Origin of the sequence: Sphingopyxis sp., assembly GCF_050725615.1 — a bacterium.
GTDB lineage: Bacteria > Pseudomonadota > Alphaproteobacteria > Sphingomonadales > Sphingomonadaceae > Sphingopyxis.
This window is the reverse complement of sequence record NZ_JBOHHU010000151.1, coordinates 1-4,772: the sequence shown is the minus strand read 5'-3', so window position 1 is coordinate 4,772 and position 4,772 is coordinate 1. Positions and strand designations below refer to the sequence as shown.

Below are 4,772 nucleotides of genomic sequence, written 5' to 3'. Positions count from 1 at the left end.
CCTTTGCGTGAGTCAAAAAAGAAAATCTCACGCAAAGGCGCAAAGGCACGAAGAAGGGAGAAAGAAGGAAGAAGGCGGGTCCCCGCTTTCGCGGGGATGACGATCGGGTCAGGCCGCAATCTTGAACCGCGCCAGATAGTCGTAATCGGGCCGGCACGCTTCGGCGACGCCCTGCCCTTGCGCGTCCAGTTCGGGCACCGGCTTGTCGGGCGCACCGAAGCCGGTGCTTGTCATCACCGCGTCGTACCAGTGCGATGCCCAGATGCCGTCGGTGTCGCGAAGCCCTGCCTCCCAATGCAGCATCGCCGGATCCCACGCGATGCCGAGCGCCGCGCAGAGCTTCGCGAGCATCGCGGGCGGGTCGCGCAATATGTCGGCGCTGTCGATCACCGGCGGAGCATGACCCAGCCGGTCGGCCTCGCGGTCGAAAAACTCGACCTGTTTGTCGGTGCCGAGATGGTCGGGGCGCACCGCGACGCGCTTCGCGGCATAACTCGCGACGACGCGCGCCGGATCGCGGATCAGGAAGGCATGGCGAAGGCCCGGCAGGTCGTCGTGGGCGATCGGCCCGACCATGTGATGCGCCATATGCTTCTGGTACCAGATCGGTGTGCCGGCCGGGTTCGGACCCGTCATGGTCGCCGCGACGCCCGACCAGTCGCAGTCCATCGACGCCATCACCTCGTCCATCATCGGCTGGGGGTCGCCGGTCTGCTTGAGATAGGCACCGTAAAAAGGTTCGTCGCTGACATGGGTATCGGCGCGGGCGCCAAAGCTGCGCATCATCGCGGTCGACAGGTTGCGCGGCCCCGACCACATGGCGATGCGGATGCAGTCGCCCATGCTAGGCTTCACCCGCAATGTCGCGCTCGATCAATATCTTGTACAGTCCCTGCAGCCGCTCGACCATCGGACCTCGCCCCTGCGTCAGCACCCGCCCGTCGATCGTGTGTGCGGGGACCACCCCCGCAAAGGTGCCGGTCACGAAAGCCTCCTCGGCGCCATAGACGTCGGTGAGTGAGAAATTCTTTTCATAGACCGGGATGCCCGCCTCGCGGCAGACGCGGATGACGTTGCTGCGGGTGATTCCGGCGAGGCAATAATCGCCGCTCGACGTCCACACCTCGCCCTTGCGCACGATGAAGAAATGGGTCGAGTTGCAGGTCGCGACGAAGCCGTGCGGGTCGAGCATAAGCGCCTCGTCGGCGCCGGCCTGCGCCGCCTGGATGCACGCGGTGATGCAGTTCAGCTTGCTATGCGAATTGAGCTTGGGGTCCTGCACCGCCGGATCGCCGCGCCGGACATGGACGGTGAACAGCGACAAGCCTTTCTCGACCGTCGCGGGCAACGGGTCCTTATGCTCGGCGATGATGACGATCGTCGCGGGCGAGATCACGACGCGGGGGTCCTGGTACGGCGTCGAGCGGATGCCGCGCGTCACCATCAGACGGATATGGCACGCGTCCATCTGGTTGCCGGCGATGGTGTCGTAAAGCCGCTGGATCAGCGCTTCGCGCGAAATCCCGATGTCCATCGCGATCGCCTTCGCGCCCTCGAACAGGCGGTCCATATGCTGGTCGAGGAAGGCCATGCGCCCCTTGTGGACGCGAATGCCTTCCCACACCCCGTCGCCGAGCATGAAGCCGCTGTCGAACACCGACACGCTCGCCTCCGCGCGGGGCACCAGCGTGCCGTTGACGTTGATGAGGATCGCGTCGTTGCGCGGATCGGGGACGAAGTCGTGGGTGCCTTGAGCCATGCGCGGCAACCTAGCCGCTGGCGCGCCCGTGTCGAGGGGTCAGGCGACCTTGCGCCCGAAACCGCGCACCGGCGGGCGATCGAGTTGTCCCCGCGCTGCGCCTTCGAGCGGGTCGCGCCGCGCCGCCGCGCGTTCCTCGGCGGTCGCCAGCTGGCGCGGCGGCGGCGGACCGCCCTCGGCCGCGCGCTTTTCGTCGAGCACCTGGTGCCAGACGGCGCCCGCCTCGCGGTGCGGCATCGCGAAGATTTCGATCGCCTCGCCGACCAGCGGCACCGCGCGTTCGGCGAGCTTCAAATAGCCTAGCGGGAGGCGGATCTTCCGCTTGCCGACGAGGCCGCCCTTGTCACTGTGGATCACCAGCAAAACCGGACCGGGGATCGGCAGGCCCGCAGCGCTGAAGAAGAGCGTTTCGGTGCCGACGCGGGTATAATGGTCGAAGGAGACGAAGCGCCTCGTCCACAAGGTGCGGATTTCGAGCCCGCGCGCGTGCTGGGTGATCGCGGCCTTGTCCGCCGACAGCGCCTTAACGAGCGCGCGGATGCCATAAGCGATCAGATAGAGCCCGAGCGGCGCGCCGATCAGCGTGCCCATCAGCGCGAAGCCGCCGAAGAAGAACAGCAAGGCGCGGGTGGCAAGTTTGCCGCCGCTATAGTGGACGATGACCATCGCCGGTCAGCCGATCTTGCGGCCGAACTGCGGACGCGGGGCTGCGGCGTCGGACCTGTCCTCGACCGGCGCCGGGGCGTCGGCGCGCTTGGTCATATAGCGGGCGAAAGCGGCGTCGGCGTCGAAACCCTCGGTCGCGGGCAGATCGTCGCCGACCTTGACGCTCGCGCCCGGGACGCGGTTGGCCCCCGAGGCGACGCGGAGCAGCTTGACCAGCGGGCCGATCAGGAACAGCAGCGCGATGATCGACAGGCCGAGCACGGTCGGGCCAAGCCCGATGCCGACGATGCCCTCGGCGGTGTTGCCGCCGACGCCCATGAAATGCCACAGGAGATAGCCAATCCAGGCGACCGGAATCAGCGCCAGCAGCCAGCGAAACACCCCGCCGATCGAACCACCCATAGGAAAACCCTCCTCTGTCCGTAGAGGGTCATACAGGTGAGCGGTTAGGATTTTCTTATGCGGCGGCCCGGCCCCGACGCACCCAGGCCGCACCGAGCAGCGCGAAGGCCGCCCCCAGCATCGTGCCGCCGACGATGTCGCTCGCCCAATGGACGCCGAGCATCATCCGCGACGCGCCGTTGAGCAGGATCATCGCGCCCGCGAGGCTCCATGCCGCGCGGCGCCAGCGCGGCGGCACCAGCCAGGCGAGCAGCAGATAGACGACCGCCGCGCTCGTCGCATGGCCGCTGGGATAGGAAAAGCTGGTCTGATGGTCGAGATGCGGGATCAGGTCGGGGCGCGACACGCCGAAGGCCAGCTTGAGCAGGCTCGACGCGAGGTTCGAAAGCAACGATGCCCCCGCGAGCGCCACCGCCGCGCGCGGACCGCTCCAGCGCCAGACGAGCGCGGTCAGGCCGATGACGATGATCCAGCGCGGGGTGCCGCCGCCGATCCAGCTCGCCCATTGCATGAAGGAAATGAAGGCGGGATCGCTCTTGCCGACATGCAGGACGAGGTCGGTCGAGATGCGCAGATCGACCGCCTGCATCCAGCCCCCGACGACCGCGAAGCCGAGCAGGATGACGCCGGCGAGCAGGATGGCGGCGGCGATGAGGAAGCGGGAGGATTTGGTGATGGGTCGATCCCTCAAGTCCAAAGGATTTCGCACGAAGACACGAAGCCACAAAGAGGCACTAAACCCGTTCGCCCTGAGCTTGTCGAAAGGCCGTTCTTCCCTTTTGTGGTTGAAAGGAAGAACGATGCTTCGACAAGCTCAGCACAAACGGAAATAGGGAAATCTCTTTGTGGCTTCGTGGCTTCGTGCGAGTCAAAATCAGATGTGGAGCGGCCGCCCGAACGCCGCGAGCACGCCTTCGTGCATCGTTTCGCTGAGCGTCGGGTGCGGGAAGACGGTGCCGATGAAGTCATCCTCGACCAGCTCGGCGGTCTTGCCGATCGTATAGCCCTGGATCAGCTCGGTGACCTCGGCGCCGATCATATGCGCGCCGAGCAGTTCGCCGGTCTTGGCGTCGAAGATCGTCTTGGTGAAACCCTCGGCCTCACCGAGGGCGATCGCCTTGCCGTTGCCGATGAAGGGGAAGGTCCCGGCCTTGACCTCATAACCCAGTTCCTTGGCCTTCGCCTCGGTCAGCCCGACGCTGGCGATCTGCGGGCGGCAATAGGTGCAGCCGGGGATGTTGCGCGGGTCCATCGCGTGCGGGTGGTTGCCCGCGATCGCCTCGACCGAAATCACCGATTCGTGCATCGCCTTGTGCGCGAGCCACGGCGGCGCGGTGACGTCGCCGATCGCCCAGATACCGGGGACATTGGTGCGGCACATCGCGTCGGTGTCGATATGGCCCTTGGTGGTCTTCACGCCGAGCGCTTCGAGCCCGATATTCTCGGTGTTCGGGACGATGCCGATCGCGACGATCGCATGGCTGAATTCGGCGGATTCGACCTTGCCGTCCTTGCCCTTGATCTTCGCCGATACCCCGGTCGCAGTCGCCTTCAGCTCCTCGACCCCGGCGCCGGTGTAGATCGTCATGCCCTGCTTCTTGAGCTGTTTCTCCAGGAACGCCGACACATCGGCATCCTCGACGGGGACGAGGCGGTCGAGCATTTCGACGACGGTCACTTCGGCGCCCATGTCGCTGTAGAAGCTCGCGAACTCGATGCCGATCGCGCCCGATCCGATGACGAGCAGCTTCTTGGGCATTTCGGGCGGGACGAGCGCGTGGCGATAGGTCCAGATGCGCTTGCCGTCGGCGGGCGCGAAGGGCAGGTCGCGCGCGCGGGCGCCGGTGGCGACGATGATATTCTTGGCGGTGAGGGTTTCGGTCCCCTTCTCGCCCTTCACCTCGAGCTTGCCCGGCGCGGTGAGTTTGCCCTCTCCCATATGCAC

6 protein-coding genes are annotated in these 4,772 nt (G+C 66.1%); all 6 read right to left on the bottom strand.

Features of this window, described 5'->3' with window-relative positions; translation table 11 throughout:
• Positions 1–108: 108 nt before the first annotated feature.
• Positions 109–843: an HAD family hydrolase gene (locus tag ACREB7_RS20610; RefSeq protein WP_431594126.1), complete on the bottom strand. Its 735-nt coding sequence runs from the start codon at positions 841–843 to the stop codon at positions 109–111.
• A 1-nt stretch (position 844) separates the two neighbouring features.
• Positions 845–1,759: an aminotransferase class IV gene (locus ACREB7_RS20605; RefSeq protein WP_431594125.1), complete on the bottom strand. Its 915-nt coding sequence runs from the start codon at positions 1,757–1,759 to the stop codon at positions 845–847.
• Between the two features lie 39 nt (positions 1,760–1,798).
• Complete coding sequence (locus ACREB7_RS20600) at positions 1,799–2,425, bottom strand: hypothetical protein (RefSeq protein WP_431594124.1); 627 nt, start codon at positions 2,423–2,425, stop codon at positions 1,799–1,801.
• A gap of 6 nt (positions 2,426–2,431) precedes the next feature.
• Complete coding sequence (locus ACREB7_RS20595; protein ID WP_431594123.1) at positions 2,432–2,827, bottom strand: hypothetical protein; 396 nt, start codon at positions 2,825–2,827, stop codon at positions 2,432–2,434.
• Positions 2,828–2,882: 55 nt separating this feature from the next.
• Complete coding sequence (locus ACREB7_RS20590) at positions 2,883–3,518, bottom strand: phosphatase PAP2 family protein (RefSeq protein WP_431594122.1); 636 nt, start codon at positions 3,516–3,518, stop codon at positions 2,883–2,885.
• Between the two features lie 183 nt (positions 3,519–3,701).
• Positions 3,702–4,772 (bottom strand): dihydrolipoyl dehydrogenase (locus ACREB7_RS20585; protein ID WP_431594121.1); only part of this gene is annotated, 1,071 nt, incomplete at its 5' end.